General features: G+C 43.5%; 15 protein-coding genes and 1 pseudogene. 7 read left to right on the top strand and 9 right to left on the bottom strand.

Annotated elements, in window-relative coordinates; genetic code table 11:
- Both ACED25_RS02720 and ACED25_RS02715 read left to right on the top strand, forming a co-directional pair.
- Nucleotides 1–479 (top strand): annotated as a pseudogene (locus tag ACED25_RS02720) (hypothetical protein); the annotation flags it as partial.
- 2 nt (nucleotides 480–481) lie between these two features.
- Nucleotides 482–2164, top strand: a complete 1683-nt coding sequence (locus tag ACED25_RS02715) for a BatD family protein (RefSeq protein ID WP_371694568.1) — start codon at nucleotides 482–484, stop codon at nucleotides 2162–2164.
- A 135-nt stretch (nucleotides 2165–2299) separates the two neighbouring features.
- Here ACED25_RS02715 and ACED25_RS02710 read toward each other — a convergent pair whose 3' ends face one another.
- The 5 genes from ACED25_RS02710 to ACED25_RS02690 all read right to left on the bottom strand — a co-directional run bounded on the left by ACED25_RS02710 (nucleotide 2300) and on the right by ACED25_RS02690 (nucleotide 8392).
- Nucleotides 2300–4444, bottom strand: coding sequence for a diguanylate cyclase (locus tag ACED25_RS02710; protein ID WP_371694567.1), 2145 nt, complete (start codon nucleotides 4442–4444; stop codon nucleotides 2300–2302).
- A 319-nt stretch (nucleotides 4445–4763) separates the two neighbouring features.
- The gene (gene pstB / locus ACED25_RS02705) at nucleotides 4764–5513 is read right to left on the bottom strand and encodes a phosphate ABC transporter ATP-binding protein PstB (protein WP_009845819.1); all 750 of its coding nucleotides are present in this window, start codon (nucleotides 5511–5513) and stop codon (nucleotides 4764–4766) included.
- 75 nt (nucleotides 5514–5588) lie between these two features.
- Nucleotides 5589–6452, bottom strand: a complete 864-nt coding sequence (pstA, locus tag ACED25_RS02700) for a phosphate ABC transporter permease PstA (protein WP_012600195.1) — start codon at nucleotides 6450–6452, stop codon at nucleotides 5589–5591.
- A 64-nt stretch (nucleotides 6453–6516) separates the two neighbouring features.
- The gene (gene pstC, locus ACED25_RS02695) at nucleotides 6517–7446 is read right to left on the bottom strand and encodes a phosphate ABC transporter permease subunit PstC (protein WP_009845821.1); all 930 of its coding nucleotides are present in this window, start codon (nucleotides 7444–7446) and stop codon (nucleotides 6517–6519) included.
- Nucleotides 7447–7570: 124 nt separating this feature from the next.
- Nucleotides 7571–8392, bottom strand: a complete 822-nt coding sequence (locus ACED25_RS02690) for a phosphate ABC transporter substrate-binding protein (RefSeq protein ID WP_009845822.1) — start codon at nucleotides 8390–8392, stop codon at nucleotides 7571–7573.
- Between the two features lie 464 nt (nucleotides 8393–8856).
- Between ACED25_RS02690 and ACED25_RS02685 the strand changes: the two genes are divergently transcribed.
- Nucleotides 8857–10500, top strand: a complete 1644-nt coding sequence (locus ACED25_RS02685; protein WP_009845824.1) for a methyl-accepting chemotaxis protein — start codon at nucleotides 8857–8859, stop codon at nucleotides 10498–10500.
- Between the two features lie 182 nt (nucleotides 10501–10682).
- On the opposite strand, the gene ACED25_RS02680 is transcribed toward ACED25_RS02685, so the two are convergent.
- On the bottom strand, nucleotides 10683–11576 hold the full coding sequence (locus tag ACED25_RS02680; protein WP_017101005.1) for a lipase secretion chaperone: 894 nt from the start codon (nucleotides 11574–11576) through the stop codon (nucleotides 10683–10685).
- Nucleotides 11577–11615: 39 nt separating this feature from the next.
- Nucleotides 11616–12557, bottom strand: coding sequence for a triacylglycerol lipase (locus ACED25_RS02675; protein WP_012600192.1), 942 nt, complete (start codon nucleotides 12555–12557; stop codon nucleotides 11616–11618).
- A gap of 516 nt (nucleotides 12558–13073) precedes the next feature.
- On the opposite strand from ACED25_RS02675, the gene ACED25_RS02670 reads away from it, so the two are divergent.
- Nucleotides 13074–14321 carry an SGNH/GDSL hydrolase family protein gene (locus ACED25_RS02670; RefSeq protein WP_371694649.1) on the top strand — a complete coding sequence of 416 codons (1248 nt, stop codon included), beginning with the start codon at nucleotides 13074–13076 and terminating at the stop codon, nucleotides 14319–14321.
- A 152-nt stretch (nucleotides 14322–14473) separates the two neighbouring features.
- On the opposite strand, the gene ACED25_RS02665 is transcribed toward ACED25_RS02670, so the two are convergent.
- Entirely contained in the window at nucleotides 14474–15805 is a 1332-nt protein-coding gene (locus ACED25_RS02665; protein WP_009845828.1) for a DEAD/DEAH box helicase, read from the bottom strand.
- A gap of 360 nt (nucleotides 15806–16165) precedes the next feature.
- Between ACED25_RS02665 and ACED25_RS02660 the strand changes: the two genes are divergently transcribed.
- Nucleotides 16166–16432: an Lpp/OprI family alanine-zipper lipoprotein gene (locus tag ACED25_RS02660; RefSeq protein ID WP_009845829.1), complete on the top strand. Its 267-nt coding sequence runs from the start codon at nucleotides 16166–16168 to the stop codon at nucleotides 16430–16432.
- A gap of 194 nt (nucleotides 16433–16626) precedes the next feature.
- Here the strand turns inward: ACED25_RS02660 and ACED25_RS02655 are convergent, their stop codons facing one another.
- Nucleotides 16627–17601 (bottom strand): L,D-transpeptidase family protein, encoded by a 975-nt coding sequence (locus ACED25_RS02655; protein WP_032555087.1) that lies wholly within the window; start codon nucleotides 17599–17601, stop codon nucleotides 16627–16629.
- Between the two features lie 346 nt (nucleotides 17602–17947).
- Between ACED25_RS02655 and deoD the strand changes: the two genes are divergently transcribed.
- Both deoD and ACED25_RS02645 read left to right on the top strand, forming a co-directional pair.
- A complete protein-coding gene (gene deoD, locus ACED25_RS02650; RefSeq protein ID WP_004732072.1) occupies nucleotides 17948–18658 on the top strand; it encodes a purine-nucleoside phosphorylase in 711 nt (236 codons plus the stop codon).
- An 80-nt stretch (nucleotides 18659–18738) separates the two neighbouring features.
- A complete protein-coding gene (locus ACED25_RS02645) occupies nucleotides 18739–20208 on the top strand; it encodes a lactate dehydrogenase (protein WP_029223173.1) in 1470 nt (489 codons plus the stop codon).
- Nucleotides 20209–20337: the final 129 nt, after the last annotated feature.

Below are 20337 nucleotides of genomic sequence, written 5' to 3'. Positions count from 1 at the left end.
AGCAAAATGATTCTTCGCAAAGCTCGCAGGATCAACAACAAGACTCTGCTGACAATGGCAAGTCGCAAAGTCAAAGCGACAGCCAAGATCAAAGCAGTAACCAAACTCAAAATGAAAACCAAGATCAGAATACCGACCAAAGCCAAGCTGATAGCCGCTCTGATTCCAAAACGGATGAAGAAAATGACAAGCAAGCTGAGCAACAAAACAAAGCGGGTCAAGCAGATAAGAAGCCACAAGATAAAGATGACTCAGCATCTCAAATTGCCCAAGCACAAGAGGCAGCTAAAGAAGACACTGATAACAACGCTCAACAAGCTGCAGCACAAGCATCAGGTCAACCTATGTCGAGCGATCCGGATATGCGAAAGCTTGAGCAAGTAGAAAGCGCCCGTGACCCGAGCCAACTGCTTAAAGCGCAAATGATTCTACAAGCACGCCAAAAAAGTGCTCCTAACAACCAAAACAAAAAGTGGTAACCATGCGATCTTTAAACAAGCCATTTTTCTCAATACTCCTGACTTTGTTGCTGGGAGCTTTCTCTTCCTTCTCTGCATTGGCAGCAACGGCCGTAGCGAGCGTTTCACAAAACAGCGTCACTAAAGATGAAGTGTTCCTACTTAGAGTCGCAACCGATGAAAAGGTGTCTTCGGATGCTCTAGATCTAACGGCTCTCCAACAGGATTTCTATGTTGGTAGACCAAACTTTGGCTCATCGATGCGAATCGTCAATAGTAGCCGCACTGTGTCTAGCGAGTGGAATATTACCCTTGCCCCGCTTCGATTAGGCCGATTAGAGATTCCTAGCTTTGATATTGAAGGCGCTAAAACTAAGCCGATCACCATCAACGTTGCGGTTAATAAAGCCGCTCCAAAGCAGAGTGATATGGCCGAGTTTCAACTTAATCTGAGTAAAGACTCGCTATACCCTCAAGAGGTCGCGGAGCTTGATGTAAAGCTCATCATCAAAGCGGACCCAAGAAGATTACAAGATCCCCAAATTTCTCTACCAAACTCATCAAATTTGGACGTGGAACCCATCGGTGAGTCGAAACAGTTCCAAGATGTTATCAACGGACAAGAAGTCACAGTTGTTCAGCAATCTTTCCATATATCCTCACAGCAAGCTGGACAATTTCAGCTTCAAGGGCCAAAGTTAACCGGTGCTGTTGTTTACTCAACCAACAACTCAAGCAAAACTCGCCTTTTCCAGCTCGACACGCCTGTTGAAACCTTAGATGTCACAGTGAATTCGGTACCAAAAGGCTATCAAGGTGAGTGGTTACCAACCTCTGACTTCAAGTTGCTACAGAAATGGTCAGACAGCCAAGGTAATGAGCTAACAGAAAGCAATGGTTTCGATAGTAATAGGCAAAGTTTAGAACTGGAAGCCGGTGATTCGTTAACTCGAACCATAACTATGACGGCTAGCAACTTAACGCAGCACCAACTGCCAAAACTGAATATCACCTACCCTAAATCGGTTCGTGTTTATGAAGAGAAACCGCAATTTGGCACAACCCAGTCTGGTGATGCTGTGGTCGTTTATAAGCAAGTATTGATTCCGAAAGAAGCTGGAAATATCTCGCTTCCTGATGTGTCTCAAGCTTGGTTCAACACCGATACGCAATCGGAACAAACCACTAAAGCGCTTGGTCTTGAGTTGTCAGTTCAGGCAAGTGAACGCGCTAGCTCAAGCTCGCCAGCTCCTACTATGGAGACACCAACTCAGCAAGCTAGCCCGACGATTGTTACCGTTGAAAACCCAGGAATGTGGCCTTATCTAACGGCGCTGTTTGCTGCTTTATGGATAATTAGCTCTGCGGTTGCTTTTTACTTCTGGTCACGCCGCGGTACAGCAGTAAAACAAAAGCAAAAAGATGAACGTCAATCCGATACGGCAGAAGCGCTTATTGCAGCTCTGAAAATGAAAGACGGTGTGAAGACGAGAACCTTGTTCGAACAGTGGAAAACAGAAAACCCAGACTTGAGTGATGAGACGTTAGAAACAATCGAAGCTGAGCTCACCAAGCTAAATCAGAGCCTCTATGCTGAAGCTTGCTCACCAAGTCAGTCATGGGACCCTTCTGAGGCAATCAAAGCGGTTAAGAAACCAAAACGCATCTCGAACAAAGCACACAAGAGCACATTAGAAAGGCTTTAATTAACCGGTGTTCTAAGTAAGCAGAAAGCTAATTAGGCAGAAAATCTAAGTAAAAAAAAGAACGAAGCCGTGATGACCACATTGTGATCATCACGGCTTCAGTCGTTTTTGAGAACGGAAAAAACAGATACCACACTAAGTCAGTGTAGCCGCAACTTTTCTTCGCTTCATAGCCGAGACAACTCTATTTCGCCCTGAATCTTTCGCCTTATACAAAGCCTTATCAGCCTTGCCATACAACAAATCAAAATCGAACTGGCGCTGATCCGAAGTTATCGATGCATAACCCACAGATGCGGTTAAATATTGGCTAGTGCTACTTTTACAATGGAGAATTTTTGCATCTTCAATACTTTGTCGAATCGACTCTGCACGCTGCTTTGTTGTTGTGTGATTGGTACCGATCATCAACAACATAAACTCCTCACCGCCGATACGGCAGAAGGTTTCTTGATCACCGTAAACATGAGTGCTCAGTATCTTGCCAATGGCACGTAAAGCGACATCCCCCTCAGTATGGCCATAGACACTGTTGTACAAACCAAAATGGTCAAGATCGACAAGAATTAACCCAAAGGTGACCTCATTCTGCGTAGCAAATGCACCGTGTTCCTCACAATTCAGATCATCTAAAACTTGTGACAGCATACGGCGGTTACCAAGACGAGTCAGCGGGTCGAGTTTAGAAATTACATCGAGCTGTTCATTGGCATTTTCAAGCTCTTGAGTTCGCTTGCTAACCTCTTGTTCTAGGGTTTCATTGAGCTTTTTGATCTCTTCTTGCGCCATGGTTCTTTGTAAGACTTCAGCAAGGCTAGAGGCGAAGATACGTATCACTTCACGCAGTTGTGAAGTTAAAGGGCTTCGTGTTAGCAAATTATCCGCAGCGATAAACGCAATCGGAACGCCTGTATTTGTGGTGAGCATTGTCATTGCCGTCCAGCCAACCCCGACAATATTGTAATCATGATAAATAGGGACCGATTCTTCAAAAGCGACTTGGTTAGGGTAAGTACGAGCTGCAGACACAATGTCACGCTCTACCAGCTCTGATCGATAATAAGACTCATCGACAATATCGCCTTTTATATCGGTACCCCAAGTACCTTGCATGTAACTGCAATTTTTATCGGTAAGGAAAACGGCTAATCGATCAATGCCTAAATGCTGAATAGCAAAACTGACGGCGGACTTACACACAGCACTGACGCTATCGCAGCGAGACAACTCAACCATACTCGAATGCAGCATTCGGATGTTCAGTTCTTGGCGTTTACGAATGTATATCTGAGACAGCAGAGAGCCGAACGATTCAAGCATCTGCTTTTGGTAATTGGTGATTGGCGAGCGGTGAATGTAGTTGTCCATGGCAATCCAACCTACGGGTTTATCCCCTTCACGCAAAATAAGCATGCCATTCCACCCTTGCCCTACAACCTTACCTTCAGTGTAGAGTGGAGCCTGTTCAATAACGACCAAGTTAGTGTGGTTGTCAGACAATGCCTCGATATATTCCGATTCAAGCTGATGCAGGTCATATTGAGTGTGATGTTCGCTGTTTGTTTTTCCTAGTTCATCGGTGCCGTAGGTGCCACTAAAACAACGTTTTTTCATATCAAGCAACATAAATATGGCGCGATCAAAACCAAGTCTATCGCGTACCGCCTCTACCGATGCTTTGTAGAGTGCATCCAATGATTCAGGGTTCGAGAGCTCTAACGCCACCTGATGAACCAATTTCATATTCTCGACAAACAACTCTCGAAGCTTAATTTCATCAAGATATTGCGCTTCACGTGTATCCCTATGCTTAATCTCGATAGCTGCATTTTTTTCTGCGCGAATACACTGCCAGCGAGCTGCCGCTAATTGAAGGCCATCCAGCCCTTGGTCAAAGGTTTGATTAACTTTTTCTGCGATGCAATTTTGAATAATTAAATAAGTTCTACAGGCTGGGGCGTTGTCGAGCATCATGATGAACGACTCTCCACCAAGCGCTTTACTGTGATCCCACTTGCACGTATTGAGCGACATCGGTAACACACCGTCTGCAGTGTCGAACTGTGAAACCCATGGCCAAAATGTTGAAGGGTAATGATCAAGAGAGGTTAATTCACCGTAGGAAAACAACGGTAACGAGTCGCTTTTTGGTATTGGCTCTGAAAATATTCCGATCCCTTGGGGACCAAGCATTTTAATCAGGTAGTCAAACAGAGACTCAGCCAATAAACGGTGGTCACGCGTAGCAGATATCTGTTTTGCAAAGGCTTTAACATGCACGGCGTTGATCCATTGGCTAATAAGAATAACGCAAAAATACAGAAGCCTTGATATGCAATCAATATAACTAAAAATGAGATGTTAAGTGGGTCGCAATTTGACCTTTTGCATTATCACAAGCATGAGAAGGACTACAAAAATGGGATTTCCTGCCCAAAATTTCGTCGACATGTGATGCTTTTTAACAGCATAAAAAAGCCCCACCTAAAGTGGGGCAAAACTTCCATCGCTTATAGTTATAGTGATAATTCTGTAAATCGAATCGATTATCTAACCTGCGTTTCAGTTAATGGTATTGACCACGTTATCGATTAAGCAATTAACCAAAGTCACCGTTTACATAACCTTTAGTGCGATCATCTTTTGGTTCGCTGAAGATAACGCTGGTTTCGTTGTGCTCTACAAGCTCCCCCATTAGGAAGAAAGCCGTGCGATCTGAAATACGGCGGGCTTGCTGCATTGAGTGCGTTACGATAACGATAGTGAAGTTCTTCTTCAGATCTTCCATCAACTCTTCTATTTTATGAGTCGCAATTGGATCAAGAGCTGAAGTAGGTTCATCCATCAAAATTACGTCAGGTTGCATTGCGATGGTGCGAGCAATACACAGGCGCTGCTGCTGACCACCAGACAAACCGAATGCGTGTGCTTTCAAACGATCTTTCACTTCATCCCAAAGCGCCGCGCCGCGAAGTGAACTTTCAACCACTTCATCAATGTGCTTTTTGTCTTTGATCCCTTGAGCACGTAGTCCGTATGCCACGTTTTCATAGATGCTCATTGGGAATGGGTTTGGCTTTTGAAAAACCATGCCGACTTTAATACGTAGATCAGCCACATCGATATTGCCGTAGATGTTATCGCCATCCATCTCAAGAAGGCCGGTGATTTTTACACCTTCAATAAGATCGTTCATTCGGTTCAAGCAACGTAATAGCGTTGATTTACCACAACCCGACGGGCCAATCAAAGCGGTCACTTGGCGCTCTGGCACGGGTAGGTTGATTGATTTAAGCGCTTGGTTTTCGCCGTAAAAAAGGTCTAGGTCTTTAATATTAAATTTGTTCATATTCGTAATCTCGTAATTCGTCAAAGTCTGTACTGTTTTTGTTTTAGGAGCTCATTTGGCTCTAGAAAACCCTGCTTAGTAAGTTGCAGTATTAAAACGTCTTGCGATCAACTTCGTGAGTGTGTTGATCAGCAGTACAAGAACAATCAGTACTGTTGCTGTGCCGTATGCTTGATTCCATTCTTCAATGGTAAATAGCTCAGTCGTTAACTTATATAAGTGAACGGTTAATGTACGGCCAGAATCCAATAGTGAATCTGGGATACGAGCAACCATACCTGCGGTCAAGAATACTGGCGCTGATTCACCAATAACACGACCAATACTCAGAATAACTGAAGTGATAATACCCGGCATTGCACTTGGTAGAATCAAACGCCAGATTGTGTAGATTTTAGAAGCACCTAAACCATACGATCCTTCGCGATAAGTTTGAGATACCGCCATCAATGCTTCTTCAGTAGTACGTATAATCACTGGAAGAATCAAGATACTCAGTGTCAACGCGCCCGATAGGATAGAGAAACCTAAACCTAAAATAGCCACGAAAAATGTCATACCAAACAAACCGAAGATGATTGACGGAATACCTGCTAATGACTCGGTACAAAATCGAATGATCTTAACTAAGCGACTGCCTACTTTTGCGTATTCAGTCAGGTAGATTGCCGTCATGATACCCAATGGCGCCGCAACCGCAATCGAAGCAATAACCATGTAGATGGTCGAGATGATCATCGGAAAAATGCCGTGCTCATCGCCCGTTCGCGTGTAGTCATCCGTGATGAAATTCCAATCAACGTGCTGTAAGCCGTTTGAGAGGATGTACCACATAATCCAGAACAAGAAGCCCACCGTTAACGCGGCAGCAGCCCATATAAAACCACTCAGAACGGCGTCTTTACGTGCGCGGGCTTTCTTTAACGCGATTTTATTCATCGTCTTACCTTGCAAGTTCGTAGGGTTAGCTTGAGGTGCTACGTTATTTTCTAAAGACATAATGTTACCTCGCCTTCTCACGGTTCAAGTAAAGGAGAATTGCATTCAGAGACATGATGAAAACAAGGAGAACAACACCCGTCGCATATAGCGCACTTGCGTGAATACCACTCGCGTAAGACATTTCAATCGCAATGTTCGCGGTTAGTGTACGCGCTGAATCTAAGATACCTTCAGGCATTGCAGGTGCATTACCCATCACCATAATGATTGCCATCGTTTCACCAAGAGCACGGCCAATACCCAAAATTACGCCCGTCATAATGCCTGAGCGAGCAGCCGGAACGAGCAACTTAAAGATGGTAAAGATCTTTGAAGCACCTAACGCTAAAGAACCTTCTTTGTACGTTCTTGGTACAGCACGGATTGAGGTTTCAGAAACCGTAATTACCGTCGGAAGGATCATCACACCCAGAACAATAATACCCGCCAAAATCGTGTTACCCGCAGGCACTTGAAATACGTTTTGAATCAGGGGAACGATAATAACGAGACCGAAGAAGCCGTAAACTACCGAAGGTATACCCGCTAGCAATTCGACAGCAGGACGAATGATGTCCGCCAGACGCTTTGGCGCGATTTCAGCAATAAAGATTGCCGTTAACACACCAATCGGCACACCGACCACTACTGCACCTAATGTCGATACGACAGATGCCACAATCATGGTAGCAACACCGTAAAGTGCTGGTGGTAGCCAGTTCTGTCCTAGCACGATGCCCGATAGGCCCGCTTCCTGGAACGCAGGGATACTTTCTCTAACGATGAAAAAAGCAATAACAGCAAGGGATACGATGCCGATGATTGCGCTAGTAAGGAATAAGCCGTGAAAAATACGCTCTTTCCAATCTACACGCTTCTTTTTACGTAAGCCGCGTTTCAGTTGAGTCGCTTCGCTATTCATAAGCTGTTCACTATTCGTTGCGATGGTCATAACAAGTCTCACATATCGAAATCCTTAACACGCTGTATAAGCGTACGGATTAACTCGAAGTGGGATAGAAAAGGCTCAGCCTGAAAAGGTAGGCTGAGCAATATTTAATTAATTGAGATATAGATTAGTTAACTGAGATGTAGCCTTTGTTCTCAACAAGAGATTGAGCTTCGTCAGTTAGCATCCAATCTAGGAACTTTTGAGTTTCAGAAGAAGGCTTACCTTCTTTGTAAAGTACTAGGAAAGGACGAGCTACTTTGTAAGAACCGTTCTTAACGTTGTCTACAGATGCTTCAGTACCGTCAATTGCAAGCGCGTTTACTGAGTTATCTACTGTACCTAAAGAGATATAGCCGATTGCGTAAGGGTTAGATGCAACCATTGTTTTTAGTGCACCGTTACCGTTAGCAACTTGAGCACGTTGAGAGATTGCTGATACTTTCGTGCCAGAAATCTTCATTTTAAGAGACATGATGTCTTCGAATGCACCGCGAGTACCAGATGCTGTATCACGAGTGATTGCTACGATTGGCTTGTCCGCACCACCAACGTCTTTCCAGTTTGTTACTTCACCTTTGTAGATAGCCGTTACTTGCTCAGCCGTTAGACCGTCAAGACCATTCTTAGGGTTAACCACGACTGCGATGCCGTCACGAGCAACCACTTCTTCAACTAGTGTTGTTTCTTTCTCGCTATCTTTAAGGTTACGAGAAGACATACCTAAATCTGCACTGCCGTTCTTCGCCGCTTTAACACCAGCAGACGAACCAGGGCCTTGTACTTCGATAAATACGTTTGAATTCGTTTTCATGTATGTTTCAGAGAAAACTTCCATCAGTGGCGTCACGCTGCTTGAACCAACTGCTGAAATAGTTTCTTTAGCTGAAGCTGGAGTCACTGTTAGTGCACCTAAAAGAGCGATTGCACCGATAACTGTCTTTTTCATCACAAATTTCCTTAAGTGGCGTTATTGCCGTTGTGTTTAACTTGAACGGTGCCCACTTTAGAATCTGAATGTGACAGTTGTGTTTCATTAAATTGAAGCCTATATGACAGCTGACATTTATTTTCGTCTTTTTTCGTGTCAAATAACCTTGAAGCAATAAGTTTAAATAACTCATAAACGTTAAACACTTATTTCAATCTATTTAACCCAAATCGTTCAACATTCCACCAATACCGAATATTACCAATTACCACACACCAAACCATAACGGGAAAACCATAGAGAAATAAAGAAAAACGCTCATTTTGCACAATAAATAACCGTAATTTATCAATTACCTATCGCATATATCTAAATCGAATGTATTACTGATTGAATTGTCATTCTCAGTAGTTAGAATCACGGGATAATTATAATAAAAGCAATTGCATCGGCTCATTTACTTATTTATAGAGGGACAATTCATGCGCCAACTTCTCAGTGGCTTATCAATTAAAATACAAATTCTTATTCCAGTACTCTTTTCCGTCGTATTACTTTTGACGGGTGTCATCATCGGAGGTGACAAGCTGGAAAACGCATTTAAAGATGTATCAACAGCAACAGATCAACTCATTCTACATAAAGAAGAACTCAGCGAAATCGTCGACAATAGTTACGGCATGCGCATCAAAGCAATCTATAGCTTGTTCAACCCTGATGATGTAAACACACTCGTTGAAACGCTTAATCAAAAACGCGATCAAAACTCACGCCTACTGAGCTCATTAGACACAGTGCCAGGTATGCAAGATGAAGTCGCAGCAATGAGCAAAGCGATGGACCATTACGTTAACTTTTCACGCAATACCATGCTTCCCCTGTTAAAAGCAAAACACGGTAATTCAGTGCTAACTTCTGACTTTGATACTCGTTACCAAACGGCAATTGACCAATACCGCCATGCAGGTAACGAAATGGTAAAAGCAATCGACAGTCTTTCTAAAAAGCTAAACTTGCTTGCTACTCAACAAGTCCATACCAATGGTCAGCAACACACTAGCACCCTAAATACTGCGACTATTGGGCTTTTAGTGATTCTTTCTATTGCTCTTGTTATTAGCTGGACACTGGCTGGCATCATTGTTAAACCAATCAACAATATTCAGGCAACCATGCGCGAAGTAGCAAAAGGTAACCTGCTAGTAAAAGCCGAAGAACATGGAGACAATGAGATCTCACGTCTTGCGCAAGACGTAAACAAATCCGTTGAGCAATTGCGTGACACGGTAAGTTCACTGTCTCGAATCAGCATCGAAGTTGCGTCAGCATCGACTGAACTAGCTGCTGTAATGACACAATCAAGCGCGAACTCAGACCAAGAGAAGCAAGAAGTGGAACAAGTTGCTTCTGCCGTGAATCAACTTGAGAGCACAGCAGCAAACGTCAACGAAAATGCAGTACAAGCCGACTCCGCGTCTAAGCAAGCTGACGAAATGGCGACACACAGCATGAGCTTGTTTAATGAAAGTAACCAAGCAAACGAGCAAATGGCGATTCAGCTTAGCGAAGCTGCGAACGTTGTTGGCACGCTAAAAGAGCACTCAGAGAAGATTGGTAATGTCATTGAGGTTATTCAAAGCATCTCAGAGCAGACTAACCTTCTTGCGCTTAACGCTGCCATTGAAGCCGCTCGTGCAGGTGAAAGCGGACGTGGTTTTGCGGTTGTAGCTGATGAAGTGAGAATGCTGGCAGCACGTACACAAGATTCGACCAAAGAAATCCAAACCATCATTGAAGGCTTGCAGGTTCAATCTGGAAACGCGAATGAGAGTATGAGCAGTTCGCTGTCTATGTTGGAACATAACCAGACGCTTTCAGGTGAGGTAAGCTCTGCACTTTCAGGCATTGCGAACTCAGTAACGGATATCACGGAAATCAACACTCAGGTCGCCGCTGCTGCAGAAGAGCAAAGCCAAGTGACTTCAGACATTAACCGTAATATCTCAAATATCTACAGCTTAGTAAGCCAAAATGTAACAGGCATTACCCAAGCTGCAGCAGCAAGCCACGAGTTATCAAACCTCGCTGAACAACAAAAGCAGCAGTTGGGCTTCTTTAAGGTTTAAGGGGTAAGGGCGAATAAGCTTTAAGGTTCAAGCTGTAACGGCTTATGGTATAGGCTCTAGGATACAAAATTTAAGCCTTAAACTGTAAGCACTTACTTAACATGTACAGATTGCAGTAACCGTCCTTCATTATTAAGCCAACTATTGAGTCATCAGTAGTTGGCTTTTTTAATTTCTGGAGATTACTGATCGCTCTGAGCAGCTCTGATTCTTTCAATCGCTTCTACCCTTCTCAGCTGTTGTGGCTGAAAATGCGTAGTCCGAAGCTGTGCGATAGTCTCTTGTTGCTCAATTTCAGAGAGTTCGGAGTCATTCAAAATGTCATTTCGTTCAACAAAGTAAATTTCTAAAGCTCCATCAAAGTCCGCCCTTTGTTGATCAAGCGCTTCGAGCCTCTGTGTCGCTTCTTCTCCGACCAGTTCGCTTCTTTTCAAGTATTTACCTTGTTCGTCTAGACCTTCTGAACTGGATAGCTGTGGGAGTAATACCTGATTTTGATGACTGGCTTGAACGTAATCTGGCTGTTCAGATAGATAAGACTCAAGCCTTTGCTGATATTCTGACTCGTCTAGCCCTTCTTGTTTCAGAAGTAACTTTTCTAAAGCGATTTCCCTCATTCTGTTGTCATGGGTAAACAAAATACTTATCTCGCTCTCACTGAAAAACTGTGCTTGAAGATCGAGGAGAGCTTGATTCAGTGCACGTAAGTCCTCAGCGGATATAGAGGTGTTGTCGAATTGCACGTCTAATGCTGTCAGTGCCGCCTTGTACTCAAGATACTTGGCAAACAGTGCTTCATCGACAATCGTAGCTTGTGATTGCTCGTGGTGTTTTGCCACATTGTCGCGAATATCTTCGAGGGTTAATTCTGTATTGCCTGACACGAAATATTCCATCATGTCTTTAGCTGACGCACTATCGATTTCGGTATCTTGTTGAGAGCTAACCTTCAATGAAGAAGCGCTTTGTTCGCTGTTATTATATGAACTTGTATCTTCCTTCTTTAGATATAAAAAGACCGCCGCTGTACTCATCAGGGCTATCGTGGTTATCGACAAAATGGCGATCTTTTTCATCATACTTTCCTTATTCTCTTAATGAACGGTTAGTGCTACCTAAAGGCCGGCCAACTTCAATCGATTGGCGTGCTGACGATATAAGGTCACTGGATCGGTCTCAAAAAGATGGTGGATACCCAATAGTCCATTGATCTCGTCTAGGTGATTCATTTTGTAGTCATCACCAATCACTTTGCCCAAATGCGCGCTACATGCTCCCACTAACCCGTCATTAGGTTCATTAAAAGCTAAACCAAGGATTGTCATCGCTCCGTCGGTAGGATCAAGAAGGTTGGTAAAAGTGGAAGACCCTGTCCATGAATAATAATAGACACCGTTGTTTGCTTGCCATTCACCATCACCACACTCAGACGTTGGCACGCCTTCAGGGTAAAACTGATTGAATGCAAGCGAACCTTCAGTGGTCAACGCTTCAAGAGACGCAAGGCCATCTTGATCAAGATCCGTTCCACCAGATAATAGGTTGATAAGCGCCGTCAATCCACCAGCCAATTTAACCGCGATACCTTCTGAAACTGACCCTTCAGATACCGTCCCGCGAACAAGGTCTGCCACTTTAGATCCTTTATGAACACCACCAATGCTCGTCACCGAAGCAACAAGATCAGGTCGAACCGATGCGACATAGCGCGCAGTAGGACCACCGTGACTATGACCAACTAGATTCACTTTACTTGCGCCTGTCGCGGCTAACAGAGTCTCGACTTGAGCGAGTAACTGTTCACCACGAACTTCAGAACTGTTGGTAGCAGAAACCTGAGCAACGTATACGCTCGCACCATCTTTAGTTAGAGACTCCGGTACGCCATAGAAGTAATCCACGCCTGCTAATGTATCGAAACCAAACAAGCCGTGTACCAACATAATAGGGTATTTCGTTGCAGTGTATCCGCTGGTTTCTAATGCTGATGCGCTTGTTCCGGCATAGACACCAAAACTGGATAGGCAGGCTATCGTCCAAATTAATATCTTTTTCAATGCTCTTTCCTTAAACAGATTAGACCTCTGATGAGTAAAGAAACCGTAGATGATGATTTTATAAAACAAAAAGTAACAACTTGATATTTGTGATATTGAACTTGAATTAAACAATTGTGATGAACATAGAAAATGCAACGTCGCTTGATACTACCAACAGATAAACCACTGATTAAATTAAAATTTACCTCCCACCCTTCTGATAACGTTTTCATTTCGGCATTCAATAGACAAATCATCACATACCGGTCAATGACGACGTGTTTGCCTGCGATAGTTCGTTAAAATCAAATGTTAGATATTAGCCATTTCACTTCGAAGCCATTGTTTTTCAATCAAAAAGTGGTTGGAACTTTGACACTGATGCCAGTTATGAGCCGCTAACAAACTGAATGTATTGACGAGAGTTATTGGTTTTAGATATAGGTCATACCAGTTATTAGCAATTCAGTTATTAAATCAGTCACAAGCAACAACGTTTTGTTTGGCTCACTAAATATAAAAGAGAATACAGTGATGAAAAATACGGCTTTTATACTCGCATTAACCCTGCCTTTTGGCGCTTATGCTGCTGAAGATTCAATACCGACACCTGAATCCATTACATCCGCGCAAGTATTTAGTACACAAGGTTCAGAGACCTATTCTTATGTTCGATGCTGGTATCGAACCGATGCCTCACATGACTCTCCAGCCACCGACTGGAAATGGGCGAAAAAGGAAAATGGTGATTACTACACAATCAATGGATACTGGTGGTCTTCTGTATCCTTCAAGAACATGTTCTACAGTGACGCTCCTCAATCTGAAATCAAGCAGCGTTGTGAACAGACGCTCGACATCCAACATGACGCCGCAGACATCACTTACTTTGCAGCAGACAATCGCTTCTCTTATAACCACTCGATTTGGACAAATGACAACGTTGTCCAAGCGAACACCATCAACCGTATCGTCACCTTCGGTGATAGTCTTTCTGACACCGGTAACCTATTTAACGGTTCTCAATGGGTTTTCCCGAACGCTAACTCATGGTTTTTAGGGCACTTTTCAAACGGTTTAGTCTGGACAGAGTATTTAGCCAAGGCGAAAGATGTGCCTCTTTATAACTGGGCAGTAGGTGGGGCTGCTGGCACCAATCAATACGTCGCATTAACCGGAGTGTATGACCAAGTCACCTCTTACTTAACCTATATGAAAGTCGCCAAAAACTACCGCCCTGAAAACTCGTTGTTTACTTTAGAGTTTGGCCTCAATGACTTTATGAACTACAACCGAGAAGTGGCCGATGTAAAGGCCGATTTCAGCAGCGCTTTGATACGCTTAACGGAATCTGGTGCAAACAATATCCTGCTGTTCACCTTGCCCGATGCAACCAAAGCACCTCAATTCAAATACTCAACTGAACAAGAGATCATTAAAGTTCGTGGCAAGATTTTAGAGTTCAATCAATTCATCAAGACGCAGGCCAAGTATTACCAAAGCATGGGTAAAAACGTGGTGTTGTTCGATGCAAGCGCGTTGTTCGCCAGCATTACCGATAATCCAGAGCAACATGGCTTTCGAAACGCGAGTGATGCCTGCCTAAATATCAATAGAAGCTCAGCAGCCGACTACCTAAAAAGTCACAGCTTAACCAATGATTGCGCAGCGTACGGATCAGACAGCTATGTCTTCTGGGGAGTAACACACCCAACGACCGCCACCCACAAATACATTGCCGACCATATCTTAGCGTATTCATTCTCAACCTTTGATTTCTAAAGCCTTTCGAATGACTCTGTAACCTGAGACAACACCTCTCAGGTGCAGAAACCAGATACAAAAAAACCGCCCTTCATAGGCGGTTTTTATTTACGCTAGCTTGTATAAAGATCTGTTTTTATAAACATAACCTTTTAGCTCACGCGAGTTGATTACTCGTCGTCAGTTTTTGGCGCAACTTTCTTCTTAGGGATAAATACTGTATCACCCACTGCCACATTCTTGTGGAAGCTCTTATCGCGCTTAACCGGTTTTTTCGGCGTTTTCTTAGCTTGAGTGTTGGTTTTCTTCTTCGCAGGACCGCCTTTAGCAAAAGCAGGTTTACGCGGCTTAATACCTTTGAATTTACCTTTTAGACCTTCAAGTACAGAGAAAGTAAGATCTTGTTGAAGGTAAAGCTCAACACGCTTAAAGCTATCCCAGTCTTTTGGACCAACCAAAGAGATTGCATCACCTTTGTTACCCGCACGACCAGTACGACCGACGCGGTGCACGTACTCTTCTGTATGCTTAGGCATATCAAAGTTGATAACGTGGCTTACGTTTGGAATATCGATACCACGTGAAGCAACGTCTGTTGTTACCAAGATCTTGTAAACCGCACGCTCGAACTGGCTCATGATTGCATTACGTTGCGTTTGGTTTAGGTTACCGCTCAATGCCACCGCTTTAAGCTTCTTCTCGTTTAGCTTCTCGGTTAGGCGATCAGTATCAGCACGAGTTGCCGTGAAGATCATCACCTGACGGTATTCAGCTTCTTCAATAACACGATCTAAAATCGCTTCTTTATGATCGAGATGGTCACACAGGTAAAACTTCTGAGTGATATCAAGGTGCTGTTCGTTAGAAACACCCACTGAGATGCGTTTAGGCGAATCTAGCATTTCATTTGCAATGTCGTTCACTTCCGCGTGATCAAGTGTCGCAGAGAACATCAACGTTTGACGGCGACGGTGTTTAGCTGCGTTCGCGATACGACGCAATTCAGGTGCGAAACCTAAATCTAGCATACGGTCAGCTTCATCAAGGATCAGCGTTTCAACACCATCTAAAAACAGTGAGCGGTGCTCAAGGTGATCCGCAAGGCGGCCTGGAGTCGCAACAATAAAGCGAGGGTACTTACGCAAAGCCTTAACTTGGTCGTTAAAGTTTTCACCACCCAAAATAAGTGTGGCTTCGTAAGATAGACCACCAAGCATGCTACGCAGCTCGCCATAAACTTGTTTTGCTAGCTCACGAGTAGGAGCCAAAATTACACCACGAGGATCTTTAGCAGAAAACGCTTTTGTTTTTAATGCCTTATGTATCATTGGCAACACAAACGCCAATGTTTTTCCTGATCCCGTTTTTGATGAAGCCAATAGATCCTTACCAGCAATAGCAACAGGGATCGCTTTTGATTGGATCTCTGTCGCCTTCTTGAAGTCGTAATGTTTTAAGTTCTTCAGTAAGCGGTTATCTAAGCCTAAATCTTTAAAGTGCAAAGGACTCTCCAGTCATGATGGTATTGAATAAAATTAATTTAACGTGACATGATACCGCGAAAGTACTTTATAAGGATAGAGATCACAGAAAATTTATCCCTTTATCTCTCGTTTGCTAGCACATTGTATGCATTGATCGTAAAGAAATAACTCTCCAAAACACATCAAAACCGGCTCTCACCCCTTCATCTCATAAACGAGACATAACGTGACGCTCAGCTAATTACCTCAAAAATTTAGTAATTTCTCTAGTTATTGTTTTTGCAGTTAAAAAATTAGTCGCTACAATCATTAATGAAGCGACTATATGATAAAGAATGTATAGCGCATCTTTTGATGATAAATAAGCAAGGAGTTCTTATGAATAAGACGTTAATCGCAGCTGCAGCCTCAGTTTTCATTTTAGCTGGTTGTTCTTCTGAGCCAGAAGAAGCTGCAATGTCACAAATGGATCAATTGACTAACCAAGTTGCTGAGCTAACCAGTGAAGTTGAAGCACTTAAAGGCGATAAAGCGGCAGCTGAAATGAAAGCTCAAGAAGCAGCTGCAGCCGCTATGGCAGCAAAAGAAGAAGCGGATCGTGCTAACGACCGTATCGACAACATCGCAGAGTCTTACACTAAATAGTTTGAGAGCTCAGTGCGATTAAGCTGTAGATCAAATCAGTCGCAAAATGCAGTAAATAGACAGCACCACCTCTTAACGGATGTGGTGCTTTTTTTGGGCGTTACTAATTCGAATAAAAGGCATTAATTCGAGTAGAAGGTATCAATTCAAGTAGACAAAAATAAACGCCCCTTGTTACAGAAGAGGCAATCAAATTAGAACTCAATCACAGGTGGTGCTATCTCAACAGGCACGCCATTTTGAGCAAATATCACCGCTTTCGCTTTTGAATTTGGTAGATCTGCATCTTCAAGCCACCATTTTAATTCAACGGGGATTTGCAATAATTTCTTAGAGCCGTCGCTTCGCGTCAATGGTTCGTGAGCTTCAACAAACACGCTCCTATCTGGCTCTAAAGACACTTTGATAGGCTCATCGATTATTGTGACTTGCTCACCACGACTAACCTGTTCAAAAAGCCACTCAATATCTTTAGGTTCCATACGAATACAGCCGGAGCTGACTCGCAAGCCTATCCCAAAGTCTTTATTGGTGCCGTGTATCAGATAATCACCTGCACCATAAGCAAGTCGTAATGCATACTCGCCCAGAGGGTTTTCCGGCCCAGCAGGAACCACTTTTGGTAGCTCAATCCCTTTCTCTAGATACTCTTTACGAATTGAGTTTGGAGGCGTCCAAGTCGGATTGGGTCTTTTTTGGCTTATCTTAGTGATCATCTCTGGGGTATCTCGCCCCACTCGACCGATGCCAACAGGAAATACGTGCACCTGATTTTTCTCAGGTTCAAAGAAGTACAACCTTAACTCGGCAAGGTTAATCACAATGCCTTTTCTCGGCGTATCCGGCAGAATCAAACGGCTAGGGATACTTAACACATAACCTTCAGCAGGAAGAAAAGGATCAACGCCTTTGTTTGCCGCCATTAAAGAGAGAAAACCAATATCGTATTGCTTAGCAATGATAGCCAACGTTTCGCCAGCAGCCACTTCGTGTTGTTGTATTCTGCCGACGATACGGCTTTCAGCCGGAGGCAGTACAAAGGTCGCCGCAGACACACACGACGAAGCCATCGCTGCCACAAGCATGGTGACCCTCACTAGAGGTAAAGCTACCTTACGTATCTGTGTTCTCATTGAGTGCAAAGGCGTCGAGTTAGCGCAGTACGACATACAATTCCTTGGTTGGTCTTTCTATCAAAGTTTAGATTATCGCTGATCAAACGTCGCGACAACGTATTGTTGCTCCAAGCTGATATGCAACAGGCCTTTATTTGTCGTTTTTCTTCTGGACATAGCGTAATTTAACCACACAAAATCGATTGCCTCTAAACTTTCAACATATTTGGTTATCTATATGAATAATACTTTAAAGGTAGAGCAAATTTGTGACAAACATCTCACGGAGCCTCGCTTTAACTCGCTAATATTGCCTCAACAAAACGAATTCAATTCAACAGAATCGGTAATTAATAAAACCCTGTTCCTATAATTACCGTTAAAACTTTGGAGAACGACCATGGCTACACCTCATATTAATGCTCAAGCTGGTGATTTCGCAGAAACTGTACTTATGCCAGGCGACCCGCTTCGCGCAAAATACATTGCAGAAACATTCCTTGATGACGTGAAGCAAGTTTGTGACGTTCGCAACATGTTTGGTTACACAGGCACTTACAAAGGTAAGAAAGTTTCTGTAATGGGCCACGGTATGGGTATTCCATCGTGCTGCATCTATGTACATGAGCTAATTGCTGAGTACGGCGTAAAGAACGTTATTCGCGTAGGTAGCTGTGGTGCGGTACGTGATGACGTTAAACTAATGGACGTTGTTATCGGTATGGGTGCATCGACTGACTCAAAAGTAAACCGCATTCGTTTCAACAACCATGACTTCGCGGCAATCGCTGATTTCGGTCTTCTAGAAGAAGCCGTAAACCAAGCACGTGCACAAGAAGTTCCAGTTAAAGTTGGTAACGTATTCTCTGCAGACCTTTTCTACACTCCAGAAGCTGACCTTTTCGAAAAAATGGAAAAGCTAGGCATCCTTGGTGTTGATATGGAAGCAGCTGGTATCTACGGTGTTGCTGCGGATCTTGGTGCTAAAGCTCTAACTATCCTAACAGTATCTGACCACATCATCCGTGGTGAGAAACTAAGCTCTGAAGATCGTCAAAAATCTTTCAACGACATGATGAAAGTTGCTCTAGAGACTGCAATCAACATCTAACGAATTGATAAGATGCATTGAAAAGCGTTACCCCGCAGCCAAGCTCACTTGGCTGCTCAAATAATCCCGAGGGGGAGATCGTGTCTAACGACAAGCTGCCAAAAGATGCGGATGGTTTGCAACTCAACTTTTGTAAAACATTGGCGTGTGACAACTTTGGCTTGAGCGATGCAAAACGGTATGTTTTGCAACACGCAAACCCTAAGCGTCCAGCGATGGTTTGTCGTGAATGTGGAGCTTTCCCCCCCTTACTTAACAATCGTGAAGTGTTAAGCGAACTTCATCGCCTAAGACAACTTCACAGCGACGGGCTCCCTGCTTGTCGTAATGATGATTGCGATAACTTTGGCTTATCGGTTCATACCCACAAACATCTTTATCATGCCTTCGGCTACAGTGGCGATAGACAGCGTTACAGATGTAAAGACTGCCAATCAACCTTCGTTGATAAGTGGTCAGGATCCAACAAAAAACTTCAGTTTCAAGAGAACCTCATGGGCTTATTGTTCATGGGGTATTCAGTACGTGAAATTTGTAGAAAGTTAGAGATCAATCCAAAGACTTTCTATGATCATGTTGACCATATCGCCAGTCGCTGTCGTCGCAAGTTAGCGATGATCGATGCTCGTTGGGTCAACCATGCTAAAGATTACGAATTCGCTTCTCACTACCAACGCCTGCAACCGAAAAGCAACAATGGTGTGGTATGGATAGCGACTGGCGAGGCACACTCTGGCTACATCCTTTGCCAACACGTAAATTACTCTCAAAATGAAGAACCATCTGGAAGTGCTGATCACAACCCTTATGATGACGTTGCACGCTTTGTGTCTAAAGAGCATTCTTCAGAAGCGAATCTCGAACTTCCTCAGCCATCTGACAAACTGAAAGAGCGCATTGAGCAGCAATATCAAGTAATTCTTGCGAGAGGCAATGTAGAGGACCCAATGGGGAACCTTACGACATTCAGTTACCCTTCGAAGGGCGCGCTAATTCGACCGCCTTATACTTCCTATGCTCACTTCCTACACGTGCTTGATATGTGTGATGAGAATAAGCATGTCACGATCTATATGCCACAAGACCCATTACTAAGATCTGCCGCTCTAAGCGTTTGCTTGCCGCGTATTCAGAGTCAAAATGTTGACCTTATGTATGTAGAGGAAGACTCAGGTTGGCAAGATGACCAAAATTTTGAAAAGATCGACATCGTTCATATGAGTTGGTGGCGCGATCGTTGGGCTATCGCGAGTCAAGGTGACAGTCAAAAAGGTATCTGCTATCTAACGGGTAATAATCCAGAACCAAAACAGTGGTTTAATACAGCTTCAATTCAGCAAACAAAGTTCTATCAACAACGTTTTCAGTTGTTATTTGATAGCTTCATCAATGAGCCAAGACGTAAACTTCGTCCTGGGGGCATTCTTCCATTACTCGACATATTTAGATCTTGGCACAATCTGTGCTACCAAGATAAGCAAGGCTTGACGGCAGCACAACGCTTAGGTGTGACAGAGCAGCCATTAACCCTTAAGCAATTGCTTTCATAGAGATTTACCGTCTAGACAAGCGCTCTAGAACTCATTGATTTCAAAGCAAAAGCATGAGATAACACCCAAAATTGGAAAAGATACGTGTCCCCTTTATGCTCAGCGAGAGATAATTGATGCTTATCCTCA

Origin of the sequence: Vibrio sp. 1F263 (assembly GCF_041439035.1) — a bacterium.
GTDB classification, from domain to species: domain Bacteria; phylum Pseudomonadota; class Gammaproteobacteria; order Enterobacterales; family Vibrionaceae; genus Vibrio; species Vibrio tasmaniensis_A.
The sequence above is the reverse complement of the archived record's forward strand: the minus strand, read 5'-3'. Positions and strand labels throughout refer to the sequence as shown.

Coding starts and splice junctions, on each gene's coding strand:
- ACED25_RS02715 (WP_371694568.1), top strand. CDS start 482: ATGCGATCTTTAAACAAGCCATTTTTCTCAATACTCCTGACTTTGTTG.
- pstB (WP_009845819.1), bottom strand. CDS start 5,513: ATGAACAAATTTAATATTAAAGACCTAGACCTTTTTTACGGCGAAAAC.
- ACED25_RS02670 (WP_371694649.1), top strand. CDS start 13,074: ATGAAAAATACGGCTTTTATACTCGCATTAACCCTGCCTTTTGGCGCT.
- ACED25_RS02685 (WP_009845824.1), top strand. CDS start 8,857: ATGCGCCAACTTCTCAGTGGCTTATCAATTAAAATACAAATTCTTATT.
- ACED25_RS02680 (WP_017101005.1), bottom strand. CDS start 11,576: ATGAAAAAGATCGCCATTTTGTCGATAACCACGATAGCCCTGATGAGT.
- pstC (WP_009845821.1), bottom strand. CDS start 7,446: ATGACCATCGCAACGAATAGTGAACAGCTTATGAATAGCGAAGCGACT.
- ACED25_RS02655 (WP_032555087.1), bottom strand. CDS start 17,601: ATGTCGTACTGCGCTAACTCGACGCCTTTGCACTCAATGAGAACACAG.
- deoD (WP_004732072.1), top strand. CDS start 17,948: ATGGCTACACCTCATATTAATGCTCAAGCTGGTGATTTCGCAGAAACT.
- ACED25_RS02660 (WP_009845829.1), top strand. CDS start 16,166: ATGAATAAGACGTTAATCGCAGCTGCAGCCTCAGTTTTCATTTTAGCT.
- ACED25_RS02690 (WP_009845822.1), bottom strand. CDS start 8,392: ATGAAAAAGACAGTTATCGGTGCAATCGCTCTTTTAGGTGCACTAACA.
- pstA (WP_012600195.1), bottom strand. CDS start 6,452: ATGAATAAAATCGCGTTAAAGAAAGCCCGCGCACGTAAAGACGCCGTT.